This is a genomic window from Paenibacillus glycanilyticus (assembly GCF_051200795.1).
GTDB lineage: Bacteria > Bacillota > Bacilli > Paenibacillales > Paenibacillaceae > Pristimantibacillus > Pristimantibacillus glycanilyticus.
Window position 1 is genome coordinate 5,342,323 of the sequence record NZ_CP195155.1, and the last position, 19,121, is coordinate 5,361,443.

General features: G+C 51.5%; 21 protein-coding genes. 6 read left to right on the forward strand and 15 right to left on the reverse strand.

Annotated elements, in window-relative coordinates:
• Positions 1–74: 74 nt before the first annotated feature.
• From ACR9FF_RS24125 to ACR9FF_RS24140, 4 genes are all read right to left on the reverse strand, one after another.
• The gene (locus ACR9FF_RS24125) at positions 75–2,312 is read right to left on the reverse strand and encodes a Tex family protein (protein WP_435165579.1); all 2,238 of its coding nucleotides are present in this window, start codon (positions 2,310–2,312) and stop codon (positions 75–77) included.
• A gap of 151 nt (positions 2,313–2,463) precedes the next feature.
• Complete coding sequence (locus ACR9FF_RS24130) at positions 2,464–3,099, reverse strand: MBL fold metallo-hydrolase (protein ID WP_317979776.1); 636 nt, start codon at positions 3,097–3,099, stop codon at positions 2,464–2,466.
• Between the two features lie 26 nt (positions 3,100–3,125).
• Positions 3,126–3,695: a thioredoxin family protein gene (locus tag ACR9FF_RS24135; protein WP_201007914.1), complete on the reverse strand. Its 570-nt coding sequence runs from the start codon at positions 3,693–3,695 to the stop codon at positions 3,126–3,128.
• A gap of 22 nt (positions 3,696–3,717) precedes the next feature.
• Entirely contained in the window at positions 3,718–4,326 is a 609-nt protein-coding gene (locus ACR9FF_RS24140) for a DedA family protein (RefSeq protein ID WP_201007913.1), read from the reverse strand.
• Between the two features lie 190 nt (positions 4,327–4,516).
• Between ACR9FF_RS24140 and ACR9FF_RS24145 the strand changes: the two genes are divergently transcribed.
• Together ACR9FF_RS24145 and ACR9FF_RS24150 are read left to right on the forward strand one after the other, a co-directional pair.
• Positions 4,517–4,963 (forward strand): cupredoxin domain-containing protein, encoded by a 447-nt coding sequence (locus tag ACR9FF_RS24145; RefSeq protein WP_201007912.1) that lies wholly within the window; start codon positions 4,517–4,519, stop codon positions 4,961–4,963.
• Between the two features lie 80 nt (positions 4,964–5,043).
• Entirely contained in the window at positions 5,044–5,355 is a 312-nt protein-coding gene (locus tag ACR9FF_RS24150) for a dehydrogenase (RefSeq protein ID WP_201007911.1), read from the forward strand.
• A 91-nt stretch (positions 5,356–5,446) separates the two neighbouring features.
• On the opposite strand, the gene ACR9FF_RS24155 is transcribed toward ACR9FF_RS24150, so the two are convergent.
• The 3 genes from ACR9FF_RS24155 to ACR9FF_RS24165 form a co-directional block, all read right to left on the reverse strand.
• Entirely contained in the window at positions 5,447–7,762 is a 2,316-nt protein-coding gene (locus ACR9FF_RS24155; protein ID WP_435165585.1) for a YcdB/YcdC domain-containing protein, read from the reverse strand.
• A gap of 175 nt (positions 7,763–7,937) precedes the next feature.
• Positions 7,938–8,111, reverse strand: coding sequence for an H-type small acid-soluble spore protein (locus ACR9FF_RS24160; RefSeq protein ID WP_435165588.1), 174 nt, complete (start codon positions 8,109–8,111; stop codon positions 7,938–7,940).
• A gap of 36 nt (positions 8,112–8,147) precedes the next feature.
• Positions 8,148–8,336 (reverse strand): hypothetical protein, encoded by a 189-nt coding sequence (locus ACR9FF_RS24165; protein WP_127495674.1) that lies wholly within the window; start codon positions 8,334–8,336, stop codon positions 8,148–8,150.
• Between the two features lie 138 nt (positions 8,337–8,474).
• On the opposite strand from ACR9FF_RS24165, the gene ACR9FF_RS24170 reads away from it, so the two are divergent.
• From ACR9FF_RS24170 to ligD, 3 genes are read left to right on the forward strand one after another with little or no spacing between them, the layout of a single operon-like run.
• Positions 8,475–9,380, forward strand: coding sequence for a Ku protein (locus ACR9FF_RS24170; protein ID WP_317979773.1), 906 nt, complete (start codon positions 8,475–8,477; stop codon positions 9,378–9,380).
• Positions 9,380–10,330 (forward strand): DNA ligase, encoded by a 951-nt coding sequence (locus ACR9FF_RS24175; RefSeq protein ID WP_435165591.1) that lies wholly within the window; start codon positions 9,380–9,382, stop codon positions 10,328–10,330. Before ACR9FF_RS24170 ends, ACR9FF_RS24175 begins: the two co-directional genes overlap by 1 nt.
• Entirely contained in the window at positions 10,327–11,241 is a 915-nt protein-coding gene (gene ligD / locus ACR9FF_RS24180) for a non-homologous end-joining DNA ligase (protein WP_435165594.1), read from the forward strand. The genes ACR9FF_RS24175 and ligD overlap by 4 nt, the downstream gene beginning before the upstream one ends.
• A gap of 8 nt (positions 11,242–11,249) precedes the next feature.
• Here ligD and cls read toward each other — a convergent pair whose 3' ends face one another.
• The 4 genes from cls to rfbC all read right to left on the reverse strand — a co-directional run bounded on the left by cls (position 11,250) and on the right by rfbC (position 15,273).
• On the reverse strand, positions 11,250–12,686 hold the full coding sequence (gene cls / locus ACR9FF_RS24185; protein WP_435165597.1) for a cardiolipin synthase: 1,437 nt from the start codon (positions 12,684–12,686) through the stop codon (positions 11,250–11,252).
• Between the two features lie 124 nt (positions 12,687–12,810).
• Positions 12,811–13,662: a dTDP-4-dehydrorhamnose reductase gene (gene rfbD, locus ACR9FF_RS24190; RefSeq protein ID WP_435172202.1), complete on the reverse strand. Its 852-nt coding sequence runs from the start codon at positions 13,660–13,662 to the stop codon at positions 12,811–12,813.
• Positions 13,663–13,685: 23 nt separating this feature from the next.
• Positions 13,686–14,705, reverse strand: coding sequence for a dTDP-glucose 4,6-dehydratase (gene rfbB, locus ACR9FF_RS24195; RefSeq protein ID WP_435165600.1), 1,020 nt, complete (start codon positions 14,703–14,705; stop codon positions 13,686–13,688).
• Positions 14,706–14,715: 10 nt separating this feature from the next.
• Positions 14,716–15,273, reverse strand: a complete 558-nt coding sequence (rfbC, locus tag ACR9FF_RS24200; RefSeq protein WP_127495657.1) for a dTDP-4-dehydrorhamnose 3,5-epimerase — start codon at positions 15,271–15,273, stop codon at positions 14,716–14,718.
• A 187-nt stretch (positions 15,274–15,460) separates the two neighbouring features.
• On the opposite strand from rfbC, the gene ACR9FF_RS24205 reads away from it, so the two are divergent.
• Complete coding sequence (locus ACR9FF_RS24205; protein WP_435165605.1) at positions 15,461–15,907, forward strand: bactofilin family protein; 447 nt, start codon at positions 15,461–15,463, stop codon at positions 15,905–15,907.
• A gap of 81 nt (positions 15,908–15,988) precedes the next feature.
• Here ACR9FF_RS24205 and ACR9FF_RS24210 read toward each other — a convergent pair whose 3' ends face one another.
• The 4 genes from ACR9FF_RS24210 to ACR9FF_RS24225 all read right to left on the reverse strand — a co-directional run bounded on the left by ACR9FF_RS24210 (position 15,989) and on the right by ACR9FF_RS24225 (position 19,098).
• On the reverse strand, positions 15,989–16,783 hold the full coding sequence (locus tag ACR9FF_RS24210; protein ID WP_435165608.1) for an ABC transporter permease: 795 nt from the start codon (positions 16,781–16,783) through the stop codon (positions 15,989–15,991).
• On the reverse strand, positions 16,776–17,696 hold the full coding sequence (locus tag ACR9FF_RS24215; RefSeq protein WP_435165611.1) for an ABC transporter ATP-binding protein: 921 nt from the start codon (positions 17,694–17,696) through the stop codon (positions 16,776–16,778). The genes ACR9FF_RS24210 and ACR9FF_RS24215 overlap by 8 nt, the downstream gene beginning before the upstream one ends.
• A gap of 138 nt (positions 17,697–17,834) precedes the next feature.
• The gene (locus ACR9FF_RS24220; RefSeq protein WP_317979764.1) at positions 17,835–17,978 is read right to left on the reverse strand and encodes a hypothetical protein; all 144 of its coding nucleotides are present in this window, start codon (positions 17,976–17,978) and stop codon (positions 17,835–17,837) included.
• A gap of 160 nt (positions 17,979–18,138) precedes the next feature.
• Positions 18,139–19,098 carry an LCP family glycopolymer transferase gene (locus ACR9FF_RS24225; protein ID WP_435165615.1) on the reverse strand — a complete coding sequence of 320 codons (960 nt, stop codon included), beginning with the start codon at positions 19,096–19,098 and terminating at the stop codon, positions 18,139–18,141.
• Positions 19,099–19,121 lie beyond the last annotated feature (23 nt).

Below are 19,121 nucleotides of genomic sequence, written 5' to 3' on the forward strand. Positions count from 1 at the left end.
TCTCCTTCCTTAGTAGGATCTTAGAGGCACATCTGTATTATAGAGTCCAAAATATGAAGTCAGCAAGCCCGAAATTATGCCTGCTTGCGCATGGTAAGGGACACCCGGCCTTTTTTCAAATCAACGCCAAGCACCCATACGGTGACGTTGTCGCCCACGGATACGACATCCATCGGATGCTTCACGAATTTATCGCTCATCTGCGAAATATGGACAAGGCCGTCGTTCTTGATGCCAATATCGATAAAGGCGCCAAAGTCGATAACGTTCCGTACCGTTCCTTGCAGCTCCATTCCCGGTGTCAAATCTTCGATATTGAGAACATCCGTATGGAAGATCGGCGGCGGCAGCTCCTCGCGCGGGTCGCGTCCCGGACGCAGCAAGCTGTCGATAATGTCCTTCAAGGTCGGTACGCCTACGCCAAGCGAAGGCGCAATGGCTGCGGGATCGATTCCCGATAGCTTCTCCTTCAGCTCCTCGGTGCCAAGCTGATTCTGCTTGAGGCCAAGCTCGGCAAACAGCTTGCCGACAACATCGTAGGATTCCGGGTGAATCGGCGTGCTGTCCAGCGGATTCGCGGCTTCCGGAATACGCAGGAAGCCGATGCATTGCTCGTAAGATTTCGCGCCAAGCCGCGGCACCTTCTGCAATTGGCCGCGTTTTGCGAACCTGCCGTTCTCCTCCCGGTACTTCACGATATTTTTCGCAATCGTTGCATTAATGCCCGCAACGTAAGAAAGCAGCGACGCGGAAGCCGTGTTTACGTCTACGCCAACATGGTTAACCGCGGATTCAACTACGCCGCCAAGGCTTTCGTCGAGCCGCTTCTGGCTGACATCATGCTGGTATTGCCCAACGCCAATCGCTTTGGGCTCAATCTTCACAAGCTCGGCGAGCGGATCCTGCAGTCTGCGCGCGATGGACACCGCGCTGCGCTCCGCTACGTCTAGATCCGGGAACTCCTCCGCCGCTAGCTTGGATGCGGAATAAACGCTTGCCCCTGCCTCGCTTACGATTATATATTTCAGCTCGCCTTGTCCGGCTGCCTTGCGTTTGCCGATCAAGCCGGCAATAAACTGCTCCGTCTCGCGGGAAGCCGTCCCGTTGCCGATAACGATAAGCGATACGCCGTAACGGTCAATCTGACCGTTAATGATTTTTTCCGCTTCCGCGACCTTATTATTGGGAGGAGTCGGATAAGTGACGGCTACTTCCATCAGCTTGCCCGTATCGTCAATAACGGCGAGCTTGCAGCCTGTCCGGTATGCCGGGTCAACGCCCAATACCACATTGCCGCGCACAGGGGGCTGAAGCAGCAGGTTCCGCAGATTTTCCGAGAAGATGGAGATCGCATGCTCCTCCGCTTTCTCCGTCAGTTCGCCGCGTACTTCACGCTCGATCGAAGGGGAAATGAGCCGTTTGTAAGCATCCTCAATAACAGCTGCCAATACATCGCGCACGGCGGGCGCCGTCTGCTGGCGAAGCACTTTGCGCTGAATAAACTCATGAATCCGTTCCGCGGAAAGTTCGAACGAAACGCGAAGAATATCTTCCCGCTCCCCGCGATTGATTGCCAAGACGCGGTGCGGCGGCAGCTTGCGGACCGGCTCCTGATAATTGTAGTACATCTCATAGACGGATTCGGCATCCGCGTTTTTCGCTTCGGTCTTAAGCAGCGCCTGGTCAAAGGTATGCTTCCGCACCCAGGAACGGATTGCTGCGTCATCCGCGATATTTTCCGCCAGGATATCCATTGCGCCTTGAAGCGCATCTTCTGCCGACGCTACGCCTTTGTCCTCATTCACATATTTAGCCGCCTCGACAAGCGGTTCGCCCTGGCGAGGCTGAGCCCACAGCCACAAGGCAAGCGGCTCTAACCCGCGTTCCTTCGCTACGCTGGCGCGCGTCTTGCGCTTCTGCCGGTAAGGACGGTACAGATCCTCAATTTCCTGCAGCTTGCCCGAACCCTCGATCGAGCGGCGAAGCTCATCGGTCAGCTTGCCCTGCTCATCAATCAGACGGATTACTTCGCGTTTGCGGTCTTCCAGATTGCGCATATATTGCAGCCGTTCTTCAATCGCCCGGAGATCATTCTCGTCAAGCTCGCCGGTCATCTCTTTCCGGTATCGCGCGATAAACGGAATCGTATTGCCTTCATCCAGCAGAGCCACAGCCGACTTCACTTTCGTAATCGGAATCGACAGCTGCGATGCCATGCTTTTTATGATTTGATCATTCTCGGCAGCAACCTGCTCGGGTGTCCGCTTGCCTGTTGCTTCCTCTTCCACTTGCTTTACTTTAGTATCTGCCAAACAACTGCACCGTCCCTTCAAACTTTTCATTTACAAAAAGGCCATAACTATATTGTCTCAGATTTGAAACCGCTTTTCCATATTTCCGGAAACACGAAACCCAAAAAGCAGCAAACCGCCGGCAGAATCAGCCGGCGGTTCGTCTAAGAAATTATCTCACGTAAGGGTTATTGGCCATTTCAAAGCCAATCGTTGTTTTGGGACCGTGTCCCGGATAAACCTTAACTTCAGGCGGAAGCTTATACAGCTTCAATTGAATCGAATCGAACAAATCCCGCTCCCGGCCGCCCGGCAGATCAGTCCGGCCAACCGATTGCCGGAACAGAACATCTCCCGAGAAAATATCATTCCCGCAAAGGAAGCTTACGCTGCCCGGAGAATGACCGGGCGTATGCAGCACTTTAAACGTATGACCGATAAATTTAAGCGTCTGCCCTTCGTCCAGCGCGTATTCGGCAGGACCTGTCGTCAGCGGCGGTGTCACGTCCGACCACCGCATCGAGCCGTTCTTGCGGGCATCCGTCAGCCAATCCGCCTCAAGATCATGAATGTACACCGGACAGCCCGCAGCGGTTCTTACTTCCTCTACGCCGCCCATGTGATCGAAGTGGGCATGAGTAAGCAGTATCGCTTCAACTTTAATTCCGGCGATCCGGTCCAGCAGCCGCTTCGGCCCCATTCCCGGATCGATAATAATTCCGCGCTCTTCGCCGCTTTGCTCATCTTTTTCCGTCAATAGATAAGCATTGGTTTGCAGCGGGCCAAGCGTAAACGTTTCAATACGCATGTTCGCAATACTCCAATCTAATCCGTTTACACCGATTCAATCAACGCTCTTAGTTCCTGTACAACCAAAGCGTGATAACCGGTGCCTTCGCCGTAACGGCGCATAATTTCTTTCCGCGTTTCCGCAAGCTTGTCCTGGTAGTCCGCTGCTTCGCGGTCCGGGTTTTCTTTCTTGAAGAGCACCATCGGTTCCTGAACGTAGGTTGGTCTTGGTCCCCAAGTTCCGTGTATCTCCTTGCCTTCCGCATCGGTTAAGATAACAACCGGAACGGATCGGCCTCCCATCGTGAGGAACTGATCCATCGTATCGAGATTTTCTTCCATAATAAGAACCTCAACCGGAACCTCTCCCGTCTCCAGCGCACGGAACACAACCGGAATATTGCGGACAACGTCTCCGCACCAATCCGCCATCAGAATAAAGACGCGCAGGTCATTACGGCTTTTGAGCGATTCGAAAAATTCGCGGTCGCTATCGCTTGCCCATTCAAATTTATCGTACCAGCCTTGGAATGCTTCCTTGTTCTTCGTCATTCCTTCAACAAACTGCTGCGGGCTAATCCCTCTGTTTAATTTGTCGGCTACGCTTCTGCTCATGTTCATCCCTCTTTCCGTTTTATTATACAGACTTGCCTCTGGAACGAATAAACTTGTATACCACATAGACAATCAGTAAAGCTATAGCAATCAGAATAGCCGGTTGTACGTACTGAGCGGCCTTCTGGTCGACATCTTCCCAATTCTCACCTAATGTTTTGCCCAAATGAACGAATAATATTGTCCAAGGGATCGAGGCAAGCGCCGTAAGCAGCGTAAACAAGCCGAAGTTCATCTTCGCCATTCCTGCCGGAATCGAGATAACCTGGCGCATAACCGGGATAAAACGGGCGGTAAAGACGATACCCGCTCCGTATTTCTTGAACCAGCCTTCCGCGATATCCACATGCTTCATCTTGATCTTAATATATTTGCCGTATTTCTCGACCAAAGGACGGCCGCCGAATCTTCCAATCGCGTACAAAATCCAGTTTTGCCCAACCGCGCCAAGCACGCCGAAAATGATCGCGCCCAGATACGATATTTTTCCTTCCGACACCAAGTACCCGCCGAAACCTAATACTATTTCACTTGGAATCACCTCTATGAGTAATCCAATTAGTATCCCGAAGTAACCAAGGCTTTCAATCCATACTAAAAGTTCGTGCAATATATCCTTTATTAAATCCATTCCATCCCGCCTTCCCCAACCTAAATAATAGCAATTGACTGTATTCTACCATACGGAGCGGATAAGCATCTACCCGGCTGAAGTCCGGCTTGTCCATGCGACGAAAGGTGTCATGCCGGGACAGGCCTCCGCATACACTAGCATAACTTCGAAACCGTTCCCCATTAAAAGATTAAGAGGAGGAGTCCCAATGCCGCGTGTATTTATCATTAATAAAAAGCATGTACAGCTATTTGCATTTGCCCTGCTTATCATCCTCCTGGCAGCCGTCTATTTCAGCTGGGACCGTGCGCACACGGCAAGCAGCCAGCCGACAAAGGTGCAAACCATCCAGCTTGTTACGGGCGAATTCAGCACAACGACCGAAGACGGCAAAAAGCTGGAGGTGTACCGCTGGGATCCGGGCACCGTCAGCCTCCGCAAGGGCGAGCCTGTCGAGCTGCGCATCAGCGGCGTTAACGGCAGCAGCCACCCGTTTGTCATTGAAGGCCTCGGCATTAAAGGCGAGGTAAAGAAAGGACAAACCACGGTTGTCCGTTTTACGCCTGAGCAGGCCGGCACCTACCCCATTATATGCCAGGTTCATACCGATATGAACAATGGCGGACCGATGGTCGGCTACATCGAAGTCCATTAACTCACAGTAATACGCGGATAATGAAGTGACCGTCTCAAACTCTGGCGCATATTTATGAGTTAGAGAGGAGTCGGTTCACGATGAAGTCAACTACCCAGAAGCATACGTCCGGCCTGCCGTCCGCACGAAAAATCCGCCGCGCCTGCAGCAATGAACTGTATCGAACCGTCAAACGGTTGAAGGTATGGGTACCCAAAGAAAAAATGGAGCAGGCCGAAGAATTGTATTACAAAAAGGTCATTATGAACCTGCTCTTTATTGCGGAGAACGAAAAAAACCGCAAGGTTCTGTCCGACTGGTGGGACGAGAACGTTGCCGGCGATATCGCCGAGCTGTGGGACGTGGATATCGCCAAGCTCCGCTGGGCATTCCGCGATGCATTCGGGGGATAAAGATAAAAAGCTGCCGGGAGACCGCAATATCATTAAGGCCTTAACTTAATGACATTGCAGGAAACCGGCAGCTTTTTTATTTTATAAACAATCAATAATAATTGCTGTTCATAATCGGCGCATCCACTTTGTCCTGCAAGGTTGCAAGTCTAAGCAGAACGATACTGATCTGTGCCTTCGTAACCGCGGCGTTCGGGTTAAACTTCCCGTTCTCGGCCGTTAACAGGCCTAGCTTCATCGCAATCGTTACGGCGCCTTTATTTTTGATTTGGGCAGCATCCTTCAGCTTGGTAACATCGGTATCTCCGGACATAAACTCGGACAACTTATCGTATTTGAGCAATTTGGTCAGCCATACCGCCAAGTCGCCCCGCGTTAGAGCCTGCTCGGGATGCAGCTTTTGCGTTGGGGATGATTTCAGGAAGCCTCTTTGCACCAGGTATTCGACCGCCGAAGCATATTCGCTGTCGACCGGAACGTCTGCAAACCGCTGCTTCTGCGGGGTCGTATAGCTTTGTCCTCCCGTAAAGCCGGCCAGCAGCATGTTCACCCAGTCTCCATTGTTAACGGTTTGGTCCGGGTGAATAAGTCCGTCGGCTTCCGGCTTGATTATGCCATAGTCAAACATAACTTGCAGCGATTTGGACGCCCAATGCTTCTTCGCGTCCGCCGGAATTTCACCCTTCTGCACCGTTGTGCCAGGGAAAATATATTGCTGCTCCAGCTTGCCGGTAACCGCATTGACAATAACTCCCCAGTTGTTGTCGTCGGTTAATTTAGGCATGTACACAAGCTTCACTTGCTGCTCCTGAAGCTTGCCATCCACATAGTTGCCTCCGATTGTGCTGTATTGCAGTTCGGCGCTAATCGAGTCGCGGTATAACTTGAGCGCTTCTTCCTCCGTGATTTTCGCGGTTAAGGAATCCAGCTTGCTTAGCTTGTCCGCCGGTGTAGTGGAATTATAATAGTTAGTAAGATTCCCTTGTCCATCCAGATTGATTTGAACAGCTGACGGCTGAATCGGCTTGTCTTTATAGAACTGCTGGAAGCTGTAGATAAAGGCTGTGTCCGGACTGTAGGAACCCGTTCCCGAGCGGTCGACCAGCTTCAGGCTGCCGGATGCATTCGGATATAACGAAGTGACGAGATCCTGGGCTTTTGCCTTTGCTTGCGCTTCCGTAATCGACGGCTTCCCTGCCGTTTGATCCGCGGCGGAGGAATCACCGGTCGGGTATGAAAAAGTCGAGTACTCGATTAATTGGCCGGTTTTCGCATCCACTGTTGCATGGGTTTGAATACCGCCAAACGGGCTGCCATTATAAATCGACCAAGTCTTGCGGCCGTCGCGGTCCGTGCTGGTCGATGCTTGTTGGGTTCCTTCCGCGTTTGCCTTACCGGTAACCGCAGTCACAACCGCAATAGCTTCCTCCTTGGTCAATTCCGCTCCCGTATGAGGCTTGAAGGGAGATGCCGAAGAAGAGATAGCGGAGTAGCTGGTTGCCGGAAAAGAATCGATGGCCTGACCCTGATCATCGAGGAACTTGCCCGACTTCGCATCAATCAAGCCTATCCCGCTAACCGCAACATAACCAAGACGGTAAGCTGATGTATTCGTTTGGTTCGCGTAATAGTCGGCACCCGGAACGTAGGCCAGCTGAAGCTTCAATTCCTTTTTCATTTTTTCGGCGGCTTGTTCCGCGGTCAGGGTTGTATCCGAAGACGGGTAATCTGTACCCGTGCTAAAACCGTAATAACTATTAATATTCCCGTTACCGTCAACAACCACTTGAATTTGATTGCTTGTTGTCGGAATGCCGTTTACTTGAGCCTGATAACTGAAGCTGTACTGTACCGGGCCAAACAAAGCTTGCGGATAATCGCTCTCGACTGGCTTAAGCTGAAGCTTGTCCGTCGACTTCATGGAAGGAGATGCAACCAAAATAAACTGCTTGGCGATTTTCTCAGCCTCTGCTCTCGATACTTTTGCCGGATAATAAGCTTCTTCCTTAGGAAGCGAATTATAATAGGTAATGATATCCCCGGTGATTGCGTCAATTCTGGAATCAAATCCATAACTTCCGTTCTCGACGGACACGTTCCACTGTATCGTCCAGACCATTTCGTTGCTTGGGGGATATTGATTTGGATTACCAAGATCAATGCTTGTCACCTCAGCATCCTTCAATTCGGGGAACAGCTTTCTGAAACGTTCGACTGCCTCGTCCTTCGAAATTTTCGCCAGGCTTTCGTCCAGAACGCCGCCCGGGGCGGTACTTGCTCCCGTGCCCGTGGAGGCAACAGCTGTCGTTGTTACGGAAGAGTCCGCCGCGTAAGCAAGACTTCCAACCGGAAGCAAGCTGAGCGCCAGAACCGTGGCAAGCAGCTTGCCTTTCATCGATGTCTTCATCCCTTTTCCTCACCTTCTCTAATTTAGAAATCACTTCCAAAAATACACCTTAGTATAGACGATAGAAAAGGGACGAAGGTTTCAATTTTTTACAAATTGTTCATGAGAATGATTTACTATTAAAAAAAAAAGAAAACCGCCAGACTTAACACCTGACGGCTTTCTCCATTCAACCTTATCCTTCTTGCAAACGATCTACGGCTACCGTCTTGGAATGTCCTCCAACCTGCACGGTCGCTGTACCGCTTGCTTCATCCACATGCTCAATCCATACGGAATTTCCGTCATCAAGATGAACCTTGATCGATTCCTCGGAATTATAAATTTGCTTGGCACGGTTTACGTCCATTTGCTTTAGGGCCTCCTATGCACTTGCCTTTGCAGGTCAGTCTTTTGTCTCAGGAACCATGTAATCGGTAGTTGATTCATCGATTAACCCGTTATGCTCGGACACGGTGCCTCCGCCCAAGCCCTCATTCACCATCCGGTCGATATCCATAAAGTAATTGTCGCGGCCTTCATCCCATTTGTCTGCCGGCGGCTTTTCGTTGTTTTCCAAGTCGTCAAATTCCATCATAGTCGGTTCGCTCCTCCCTGCTGCATGCGTTATTGGTTCAAGCAAAATATACCCGAATTGATTGATTCTCATGCATTGCGGGAACAATAAGAGTAAGAGAAGGCATAAGAAATTCATTTTAGGAGGAGTAACCAGATGCATACGGTGTGGAAAGGCGCAATCAGCTTCGGGCTTGTCCATGTGCCGGTGAAAATGTTCACCGCCACGGAGGATAAAGATATTTCGCTTCGCATGATTCACAAGCCTTGCGGCAGTCCCATCGCCTATGTTCGGCGCTGTCCGAATTGCGATGTAGAGGCGGAATGGGACGATATCATTAAAGGTTATGAGTATGAAAAAGGCCGTTACGTGCTGTTCGAGAAGGATGAATTAGAGCAGCTGGCCGGAGAAAAATCCCACACGATTCAAATTCTTGATTTTGTCGCACTTGAAGAGATCGATCCGGTCTACTTCCAGAAGACGTATTATTTGTCACCGGATCAAGCGGGAAGCAACGCTTACGGCTTATTGCTTCAAGCCATGTCGGATACCGGCAAGATTGGCGTAGCCAAAGTATCGATTCGTTCGAAAAGCAGCCTGGCTGCTATTCGGGTTATTGAGAACTGCCTGGCGATGGAAACGATCTTCTATCCGGACGAGATCCGCTCGATCTCCCATGTTCCCGGCATTCCCGAATCGTTTTCCATTAACGACAAAGAACTGACGATGGCCAAGCTTCTTATCGAGCAGCTGTCCACTCCGTTCGAACCGTCCAAATACACCGATGATTACAGAGCCAACATGCTCCAGGCTATCAATAACAAAGTGGCAGGCCAGGAAATACGCGTAGCTCCTCAGCAGGAGCAAACGAATGTGCTTGATCTAATGGCAGCCCTGCAAGCAAGCCTTGATGCAGCCAAGCTGCCTCCGGGTGGAGTAGGTCTCGATACCGGCGCGGGCAAGCCTGCGGCTGCAGCTCCTGAAGCAGCAGCGGACCAACCGGTCGTTAAGCCGCGCAAACCTAGAGCCAAGAAGCCTAAAGCAGAGGAGACCGTCTCTTAATGACGGTCTTTACGCTGCCTGCCGAGCCGATGATTCCTGTCGCGGATGATCATATCCCCAAGGAATCCGGCTGGATCTACCAGATCAAATGGGATGGCGTCCGAATCGTTACCACGGTTCACGATGACGGCAGGATTGATTTGTTCTCGCGCAAGCTGCTGAACAAAAACGCCGTCTATCCGGAAATCCACCGGACATTGCAGGAGCAGGCTGACGCTCTTGGCCCCTGCATGCTGGACGGAGAGATCGTCTATTACGATGGCGAACGTCCGAATTTTCAAATGGTGCTAAGCCGTGAACGCAGCTTCGGCGGGGATCTCTCTTCGTCTTCAAGCAAAGGGAAAGTGCTGTATGTTCTCTTCGACCTGCTGCAGGACGGCGAAGAGGACTTGCGCCCGCTCCCCTATGCGGAGCGGCATAAACGGCTGCTTGCCAAGCTGAAGCCCATCCGATCCGATCGGCTTCTTATAGCCGATCTCTATACCGATGCGGATGCTTTATGGAAATGGGTCGATGACCATCAGTGGGAAGGAATCGTCAGCAAGCGGCTGGATAGTGCTTATAAGGAAGGCAAGGCTCATCGCGATTGGCTGAAAAAGAAACGGGCTCTCCTCCTTGACGTTGGCATCGTAGGCGTTAAGCGCCGCGACGGCCGCGCAGCCAGCCTGATTATGTCCGATCAGGGCCGTTTTATCGGCAGCGTCTCGCTTGGCCTCGACGAAGCCATGCGGGATGCGCTTGGCCAAATGCTGCAGCTGCGGAGAAGCGATGCCCCCTCGTGGCCGATGCCTTTCCCGGCTCTGCCGGCTGAGCTTAAGGGCGAGAGCGTAATCTGGCTGCCGTCCCCGCTTCCTTGCCGCGTTACCGGACTGGAGCTGACATCCGCCGGATTATTAAGGCATCCCAAGCTTGTATCCTTTGGTCTAAAACCAGCAGGAGGCTCCTCATGAACAAGACAAGCGCATCTGCCAAGCGGCCCGCAACGGTCATGGTAGAAGGACGGGAAATAACCGTCACCAATCCGGAAAAACCGCTTTGGCCCGAACATGGGATTACCAAGCTGATCTATTTGGAGAAGCTCGCGTTGCTGTCGCCTTTTTTGCTGAAGCATTGCAAGGACCGTTATTTGACGACTATCCGTTATCCGCATGGTTATGCGGGCAAGTCGTTTTATCAGAAAAACTGTCCGGAACCTAAACCGGATTACGTCCGTATCGCCGAAAACGAAGGGATCTCCTATATTCATCTCGATAACCTTCCGACTCTGCTATGGCTTGGCAACTTGGCTTGCCTGGAATTCCATGCTTCCTTCGACCGGATCAGCAATCCGGACTATCCTACCGAATGGATTCTGGATCTTGACCCTTCCCGCGAGGAGGAACCGCGTATCATCGAAGCGGCCGCGCTTGTCGGGAAGCTGCTGGAATCGCTGAAGATCAGATCCGTTCCAAAGACCTCGGGGGCAACGGGCGTCCAGATTGTCGTACCGGTTCAGCAGAAGTACACCTTCGATGAGCTGAGAGGCTTGGGTCAATTTGTCGGAGACTACTTGTCCAGCGCCTATCCGCAGCTGTTCACCGTCGAGCGGCTGACCAAAAACCGCGGCGATCTGATTTATGTCGATTATCTTCAGCATTACAAGGGGAAAACCATCTCGGCCCCCTATACGCCGAGAGCTCGCTATGGCGCCCCCGTCTCCACGCCGCTCAAATGGGAAGAAGTGTACGCCGGAGGCATAAAGCCGGCCGACTTCCATCTTCTGAACATCGGAGAACGTCTGCAGCGTTACGGCGATTTGATCGATCTGGAGCAGCCGCAGGATTTGGAGCATGTGCTCAGCTTTATCCACGCTAAAAAATAAGCCGCTCTTTACAAGAGCGGCGATAACAGCCTGGCAGCGGCTTCCGCTGCCTTTTCCTTTTTCGGTCTTTGCCGAAAGCCTTCCAGATCAAGCTCGCGGCTGTCGAGCAGATCCTGTTCGTAATCCCGCTTCAAATGCTTGATCGTCCCGGCGTCGAACAATACCGCATTTTGCTCAAAGTTGCTGTGAAAGCTTCTCATATCCATATTGGCCGTCCCCACTACCGCAAGCAGCTCATCCACGATCATCACTTTAGCGTGAATGAAGCCTTTCTGGTAACGGTACACCCGGACACCCGCTTCCAGCATCCGCTCTACAAACGACAAGGTCGCCTTTAGAACGAGCTTCGTGTCGGGAATACCGGGGATGATCAACCGTACGTCTACCCCGCTCTTTGCTGCACTCCCGAGTACGGCCAGCAGACTCTCATCCGGTATAAAATACGGCGTTGATATATAGACGCTTGTCCGGGCCGCTTTCACGGCAGCAAACGCCGTCTCCAGAATTGGCTCTCCGCTGCGGTCCGGCCCGCTGGACACAATTAACACCGGCTCCTGCAAAGCTTCATCCGGATCATGCTCGGGCATATAACCGGCATTCACCGGCAAGCGCTCCTTGACGGCCAGCTCCCAGTCCTTCATGAACAGCTCCTGCAGAAAATAAACCGCATCCCCTTCAAGCCGAAGCTGCGTATCCCGCCAGAAGCCAAGCTTCTTATCCTTGCCCAAATACTCGTCTCCGATATTGATGCCGCCCACGAATCCGACTCTCCCGTCAATCACGGCAATCTTGCTATGATTGCGGCTGTTCAGGAGCCGGTTGAGCAAAGCCGCCCCCGGCGGTGAAAAACAGCTTGCCTGCACGCCCGACCGCTTCAGCTCCCTGACATACCGCTTGCTCAATTTGACGCTTCCTATCCCGTCATACAATACGCGAACCTCAACGCCAACCTTGGCTTTAGCGGTCAGGATATCCAGAAATTCACGGCCAATCCCGTCATCGCGAATCGTGTAATAGTCCAGATGAATATGATGATTGGCCTTCTTCATTTCTTCTAATATAGAGGCGAACGTCTCCCTCCCGTTTGTCAGCACCTTCACTTGGTTGCCCAGCGTAACCGGTCTGCCGGAGCTAACGCGCAGGAGACGAAGCAGCTGTTCCTGCTCCAGCAGGCCGGCTTGCCCAAGCTCGCCCGGACCGGCGGCGCAAATAGATAACCGCTCGGCAGCTTGTTCGTATTCTCTCGAGACGGCTTGTCCTTCCTTGACGCGTCTCGAGCGGCCCACCAACCAATACCCCGCAAATCCAAGAACAGGAACGGCCAGGGAAATGACGATCCATGCGACCGCCTTCGCCGGAAGACGCCTTTCGATCCATACAATGACGGCAGGCTGAGCGCTATACAGGAGTAAAAATAGGATTATTGCCGTAAGCCAACCGATCATCCTCTCACCCCATTACTGATATCCCCTGAAATACCCATTCACTTAGTGTGGTCGACCTGTCATAAGCGTATACTTTAAGAACACAAAAACAGCCCATCTGCCGGCAGTTCCGGCAGATAGGCTGTTATCCCCCCATAAGAGGATTGGATAAATAATGACGAAGCGCTTCCCGCCAATGCGGAAGCGGCTTAAATCCGTTGCTGCGAATCGCGCCGTGATCCATAACCGAATAATGCGGGCGGGGAGCCGGCCTTGGATACTCTTCCGTCGTACAAGGTTCAATCCTCGTGCCGCTGCCGCTTTCCTCCATAATGGCCTTCGCAAAATCAAACCAGGTGCAGATCCCGCTATTAGAAGCATGATAAATACCGAAGTAATCGGTGCTTACCAGCTCCAGCAGAAAAATAGCCAAGTCCCTGGTGTATGTCGGCGAACCCCACTGATCCGCTACAACCTTTAGCTGCTCCCGCTCCGAAGCAAGCTTCAGCATCGTTTTTACGAAGTTATTGCCGTAAGCGCCAAATACCCAGGAGGTTCTGACGATAAAATACCGGTCATGAAGGCTCGACACGGCCTGCTCGCCCGCCAGCTTGGACTGACCGTATACGGTCCGGGGATTAGTCTGGTCATGCTCCTTGTACGGAACCGTTCCCGTTCCGTCAAATACGTAATCGGTGCTTACCGCGCATAGCTTGGCGCCAACTTCTCTTGCCGCTACGGCTATATTGCGCGTACCGGCAGCGTTAATCCGGAAGGCTTCATCCGGCTCCGCTTCCGCCTTGTCTACTGCCGTATAGGCCGCGCAGTGAATAACGGCATCCGGACGAAGCCGGGCTAATACGCTGCGGCATTGCTCCAAATCCGTAATATCAAGCTCCGTGCGGCTTAATCCAATGATCTCGAATCGGCCTTCGGTATCCAGCAGGACGAGCTCGCGTCCCAGCTGTCCGTTTGCTCCCGTAACGGCTACCTTCAGCTTCCTTTTCTCCCCCGCTGTGGTCATTTGGACTCCAGCCTTTTCGCATACTGCGTATCGTAATAGTTCCTATACGCACCGGATACAACCTGCTCGAGCCATTCTTCATTGCGAAGATACCATTCGATCGTCGATTTAATCCCGTTCTCGAAGCTATGCGACGGTGTCCATCCAAGCTCGCTTTTGATTTTATCCGCATCAATCGCATAACGCCGGTCATGGCCGGGACGGTCCTTCACATGGCGGATCAGCGATTCCGGCTTGCCCAGCTCCTGCAGGATGGTTTTTACCACGTGTAAGTTGGTCCGTTCATTGCTGCCGCCAACGTTGTACACTTCCCCGACACGGCCTTGATGAAGCACCAGATCGATCGCTTTGCAATGATCCTCGACATACAGCCAATCTCTGATCTGAAGACCGTCGCCGTAAACCGGCAGCGGCTTATCCTGCAGCGCATTGAGAATCATCAGAGGAATAAGCTTTTCCGGAAATTGATACGGTCCGTAGTTATTCGAACAGCGCGTAATGACGGCCGGCAATCCGTAAGTCTCGTAATAAGCGCGGACAAGCAGGTCTGCTCCGGCTTTGCTTGCCGAATATGGACTATTAGGCGCAAGTGGCGTATTTTCCGTAAACAATCCCTCTGCGCCAAGCGTACCGTACACTTCATCCGTCGATACCTGCACGTATTTCTTCGCTTGATACGTCTTGGATAAGTCAAGCAGCGTCTGCGTCCCGACGATATTCGCATGCACAAACAGTCCCGGCTGCAAAATACTGCGGTCTACATGGGATTCTGCGGCAAAGTTAATGACCGCGTCAATACCGGACTCAAACAGAGGGGTAAGCGCCGCCTGATCCGCGATATCCGCTTTGACAAACGTATAGTTCGGATGACCCTCCACCTGCCGCAGATTTTCCGGGTTGCCCGCATACGTTAAGGCATCGACATTAATGAGCTCGTAATCGGGATAACGGCTTATCATGTAATGAACGAAGTTGCTCCCGATGAATCCCGCTCCGCCCGTAACTAAAAGTTTCATTGTGGTATGCTCACCCCTCATATACAAAATTGATTTCCGCCTGGGCAAGCACGGGATGCTTGGCGTCTTTATCCGATAAGATCGGCTTCGTCACCGGCCAGTCAATGCCAAGCGCCGGATCATTCCAGGCGATCCCCCTGTCATGCTCCGCAGCGTACAAGGCATCCACCTTATACTGTACCTCGCAGTTCGGCACCAGTGTACAGAAGCCATGGGCAAAGCCTTGCGGAACTAACAGCTGTCTTTTGTTGGCCGCGCTTAAAATAAAGCCCTGCCATTGTCCAAAGGTTGGCGAGCCGCGGCGAATATCCACAACCACATCGTAGATCGCCCCCGCCGTTACCCGGACCAGCTTCGTCTGCGCTTTTGGCTGAAGCTGATAATGCATGCCGCGGAGAACCCCCGCTTCTACCGACAACGAATGATTATCCTGAACGAAAGCATGGAGGATGCCATTCTCGCGTGCCGTCTTTTCGTTATAGCTTTCCGTAAAAAAACCTCTGTGATCGCCGTATACGGGTGGCTCCAGCAGCTTCACTCCCGGCAGCCTTGTATCCATTACGTTCATGCCTCACCATCCTGTTAGATCAAAAATCAACACTATCATTATATTCGACAAACTCGTACTGACCCGTAGGTATACGCCATTTTTCTCCTATAGATCGAAGATAAATCTGGCATGTTTCGAGCTTTGCGAGAATAAAAGTCAATAGAAAGTCAAATACCGGCCGAACGGAAGGAGGAGCAGCATCCCCATGTTCAAGGACAACAAGCGCGTTTCATGGACCGATACGTTAATTGGTCTAGGGACGCGTATCGAGGGTAAGCTGATCTGCGAAGCACACCTCCGCATCGAAGGAGAACATAGCGGAGACATTGAATGTCTGGGAGATGTCATTATCGGGGAAAACGGTATGGCACGCTCGAACATAACCGCCAGAGATATCACGATTGCAGGCAAAGTATACGGCGAGGTAACCGCTAAAGGCAGGCTGACCATTACTTCAACCGGTCAATTGACCGGCAGCGTATCCGCCCAAGGCATGATCGTGCAGGACGGCGGCATGCTGAACGGTACCTGCCACATGGAACGTCCAAGCGAACGTACCCGGCCATTGTCCGAGACAGGCAGCGGAAGCCATACGTCCCCGCCCGCCAAGGAACAAACCCCCGAGAAGGAAAAAGCCCGCCAGGCCGTCTGATCGGAACCAATACGGACACGAAAAACTCCCATTCTGCTCTTCCGGAAGGAAGAACCGAATGGGAGTTTTTTTCGTTTTGCTTTAAGCCGCTACGTCCCTCTTCTTGAAGACGTACCAGGCCAGAGCAACAAAAATGGCATAATAGATAGCCAGGACGGCGATGGAAAAGCCCATCGTTGAACCGTCGCGCAATGGCGTGTCGTTCAAATATTGCGTAAGATCAAGATGGATGAACAGAATATAATCCGCCCATTTGTACTTAAGCGCAGCCAGCAGCGGCGTAAAGGTATTAACCCCCAGAATTAGGAACAGCGACAAGCCTATAGCGAGCGCGCCGCTACGGGATACGGTTGCCAGCATAAACGCCAGCGTTGTGGTGACGATCAGCGACACGTACTTCAGCAGGGCGTATTTGATCAAATAAGCCGCGATGGAGCCCGAAACAAGCGGGGAAACAATATCGGCTGCCGCATTATCGCTTGCATCGAACAGAATGATATTCAGCACGACGGTAAACAGCAGCATAACGACGACCATGCCTAGCGCGTACAGAAGAACGGCAATGTATTTGGACAGCAAAATTTTGGATCTTGTCCACGGACGAATCAGGAGCAGCTTGATTGTGCCGCTCGTGAACTCGTCGGCTACGCCGGAAGAAGCGATAATGATCGTAAATACCGTAATTAACGTATACGAGATCATCACTTCCGTCATAATCATGCTCCATGCGGAGGTATTATGATTATGATCCACGAAATAACCGATAATCGATATAGCCGCGATCAAAGCAAGCAGGATTCCCAGCATGACATACGTCCGTGGGCGGCGGTAAATTTTCATGTTCTCATTCTGAACCAGCTTGAAAAAATTAAACAATGCGTTCACCCCCCGTTACTTCAAGGAATTGATCCTCAAGCGACTTGGTTTGGACGCGGATACCGTATACCTTGATGCCCGCGGCAACCAATCGGGCATTAAATTCAGCAGCGAACTCGCGGTTTGCTTCAATAATAAGGCTGTCGCCTTCCCTGAACGCGGCTTTGCCAAGCCCGGCCGCAACTTCGGATGCTTCGGCAGGCTTGTCTACCTCGAACAGCATATTTACATCGCTCGCAGCATCCAGACCTCCTTGGTGGATGGTCCGAACATCGATCAGCTTGCCGTTTTGAATAATCGCAACCCTGTCGCACATCAGCTCCATCTCGGAGAGCAAGTGACTGGAGACAAACACGGCAATGCCTTCTTCCTTGGACAGCTGGCGAAGATAATCGCGCAGCTCGCGGATACCGGCCGGATCCAATCCGTTGGTCGGCTCGTCAAGGATAAGCAGCTTTGGACGGTGCAGGATGGCTTGAGCTACCCCAAGTCTTTGACGCATCCCGAGAGAATAAGTTTTCACCTTGTCATGAATGCGGGATTCCAGACCAACAAGGGCTATGACCTCCTGAATCCGTTCAGGCGTCACACCCTCGATCATTCGCGCAAAATGGACAAGATTCTGGTAACCGGTCAAATACTTGTACATTTCCGGATTCTCAACAATCGCTCCCACATTGCGTATAGCCTGCTGGTACTGGGTCCTGATGCTGTACCCGCCGATTTTGATTTCGCCCGCGGTCATGGCCATAAGGCCTACCATCATGCGGATCGTGGTTGTTTTACCGGAGCCGTTGGGCCCGAGAAAACCAAAAACTTCGCCAAGCGGCAGGTCTAGCGTCAGATTGTCGATAATCGTCTTCTTCCCGATTCGCTTCGTCACCTGCTGCAGCTGTACGATCGGTTGCTCCATGATACCCTCCCTTTAAATGATTCATTCTATGATGAATCATTGCTTTATTTTCCAAAATCTAGTTCTATGTATCGTCCGTCTATTATAGCGAATTAGAAGGGGGAGGGAAAGTGAACAGCCTATTAAGACTTTATTTCGTTAGACCCGGGAACAGTCCGAGCAGCAGCCAAGCGGAAGGACAACACGGAAAAAGCCGGTCCGAAAAAGCGCCTTTGCATCATGCACCTTCACCATTTTTCCGCAGCCCACGCAATAAAAACATTCTTCCAATTGCATCATCATTATTCCCCCGCTCCCAATACTATTTGTATCATTATCAATTATTGTTACACTTCGTATCTATACTTTATTGGATTTAGCGAAAGTTGTCAATACTTGTATATGATTTGTCGTCTTTTATGTTGTAAGCGTATACATTACGAGAGACAAAAACAGCGCCCTGTTAAGACGCTGTCTGATTGGTATCCATCTGTTCTTTAAGCAGCTCATGAATTCTCTCTTTCTCTTCCTTGCTTACAATAAGGTACCATATTTTATTGATCATGCTTCCCGAACCGCTAATCTCAACCGTGTTAATATTGCCGAGATCTTCCCGGTAATCGGACATGAAGGTCTTCATCTCGTCAAACGTAATGTTGGTCTTGACGCTGTTTCCAAGCTCTTTCAGTATTTTTTGAATCTGCGTAATGTTGGAGAACTGAAGCGAGCTCTTCATAACCTCCATCATGATCTCCCGCTGTCTGGCGTTCCGGCCGAGATCGCCTCTTGGATCGTCGTAACGCATTCTGGAATAGAGGAGCGCCAGATCTCCGTTTAATTTTAGGGTGCCTTGATCGAATTGATGCTCCCCGTAATAGAAGGCGAACGGATTGTTTACCTCGACGCCGCCGAGAATGTCAATCAAATGGGCGAAGCCTTCCATGTTGATCCGGATGTAATAATCAATGGGATAATCGAGGAAATGCTCGACCGTATTTTTCGCCATCGACACTCCGCCAAAGGCGTACGCGTGATTGATTTTATCCGTTGTACCATGGCCGATAATTTCCGTTCTCGTATCACGCGGGATGTTAAACATGAGGATCGATTTCTTCTCTGGATTAACCGCAAGCACAATCAATGTATCGGAGCGTCCTTTATCATTCTCCCGCTCGTCAACGCCCATCACCACTACCGTAAAAGGATGCCGCTTCTCAATCAAGGCTTGAGCCGCTTGCTGCGGTTTGACCGTAACCTCAGGATCTTTGCTTACATATGTCGTTGGCTGAATCGGCTCATAGATTTTGTCCGCCGTCTTTTTCACCGAACCATATAGATGCCAGGCATATCCGCCTGTCCCGGCAGCAATGACGACCAATCCCGCTCCAATGCCAATGAGTGCCCTTCTCCAGCCCCGTTTCACCCTTCGCTTCCCCCTTCTTCATT

Coding starts and splice junctions, on each gene's coding strand:
- ACR9FF_RS24130 (WP_317979776.1), bottom strand. CDS start 3,099: ATGCGTATTGAAACGTTTACGCTTGGCCCGCTGCAAACCAATGCTTAT.
- ACR9FF_RS24135 (WP_201007914.1), bottom strand. CDS start 3,695: ATGAGCAGAAGCGTAGCCGACAAATTAAACAGAGGGATTAGCCCGCAG.
- ACR9FF_RS24140 (WP_201007913.1), bottom strand. CDS start 4,326: ATGGATTTAATAAAGGATATATTGCACGAACTTTTAGTATGGATTGAA.
- ACR9FF_RS24145 (WP_201007912.1), top strand. CDS start 4,517: ATGCCGCGTGTATTTATCATTAATAAAAAGCATGTACAGCTATTTGCA.
- ACR9FF_RS24150 (WP_201007911.1), top strand. CDS start 5,044: ATGAAGTCAACTACCCAGAAGCATACGTCCGGCCTGCCGTCCGCACGA.
- ACR9FF_RS24155 (WP_435165585.1), bottom strand. CDS start 7,762: ATGAAGACATCGATGAAAGGCAAGCTGCTTGCCACGGTTCTGGCGCTC.
- ACR9FF_RS24160 (WP_435165588.1), bottom strand. CDS start 8,111: ATGGACGTAAACCGTGCCAAGCAAATTTATAATTCCGAGGAATCGATC.
- ACR9FF_RS24165 (WP_127495674.1), bottom strand. CDS start 8,336: ATGGAATTTGACGACTTGGAAAACAACGAAAAGCCGCCGGCAGACAAA.
- ACR9FF_RS24170 (WP_317979773.1), top strand. CDS start 8,475: ATGCATACGGTGTGGAAAGGCGCAATCAGCTTCGGGCTTGTCCATGTG.
- ACR9FF_RS24175 (WP_435165591.1), top strand. CDS start 9,380: ATGACGGTCTTTACGCTGCCTGCCGAGCCGATGATTCCTGTCGCGGAT.
- ligD (WP_435165594.1), top strand. CDS start 10,327: ATGAACAAGACAAGCGCATCTGCCAAGCGGCCCGCAACGGTCATGGTA.
- cls (WP_435165597.1), bottom strand. CDS start 12,686: ATGATCGGTTGGCTTACGGCAATAATCCTATTTTTACTCCTGTATAGC.
- rfbB (WP_435165600.1), bottom strand. CDS start 14,705: ATGAAACTTTTAGTTACGGGCGGAGCGGGATTCATCGGGAGCAACTTC.
- rfbC (WP_127495657.1), bottom strand. CDS start 15,273: ATGAACGTAATGGATACAAGGCTGCCGGGAGTGAAGCTGCTGGAGCCA.
- ACR9FF_RS24205 (WP_435165605.1), top strand. CDS start 15,461: ATGTTCAAGGACAACAAGCGCGTTTCATGGACCGATACGTTAATTGGT.
- ACR9FF_RS24215 (WP_435165611.1), bottom strand. CDS start 17,696: ATGGAGCAACCGATCGTACAGCTGCAGCAGGTGACGAAGCGAATCGGG.
- ACR9FF_RS24220 (WP_317979764.1), bottom strand. CDS start 17,978: ATGATGATGCAATTGGAAGAATGTTTTTATTGCGTGGGCTGCGGAAAA.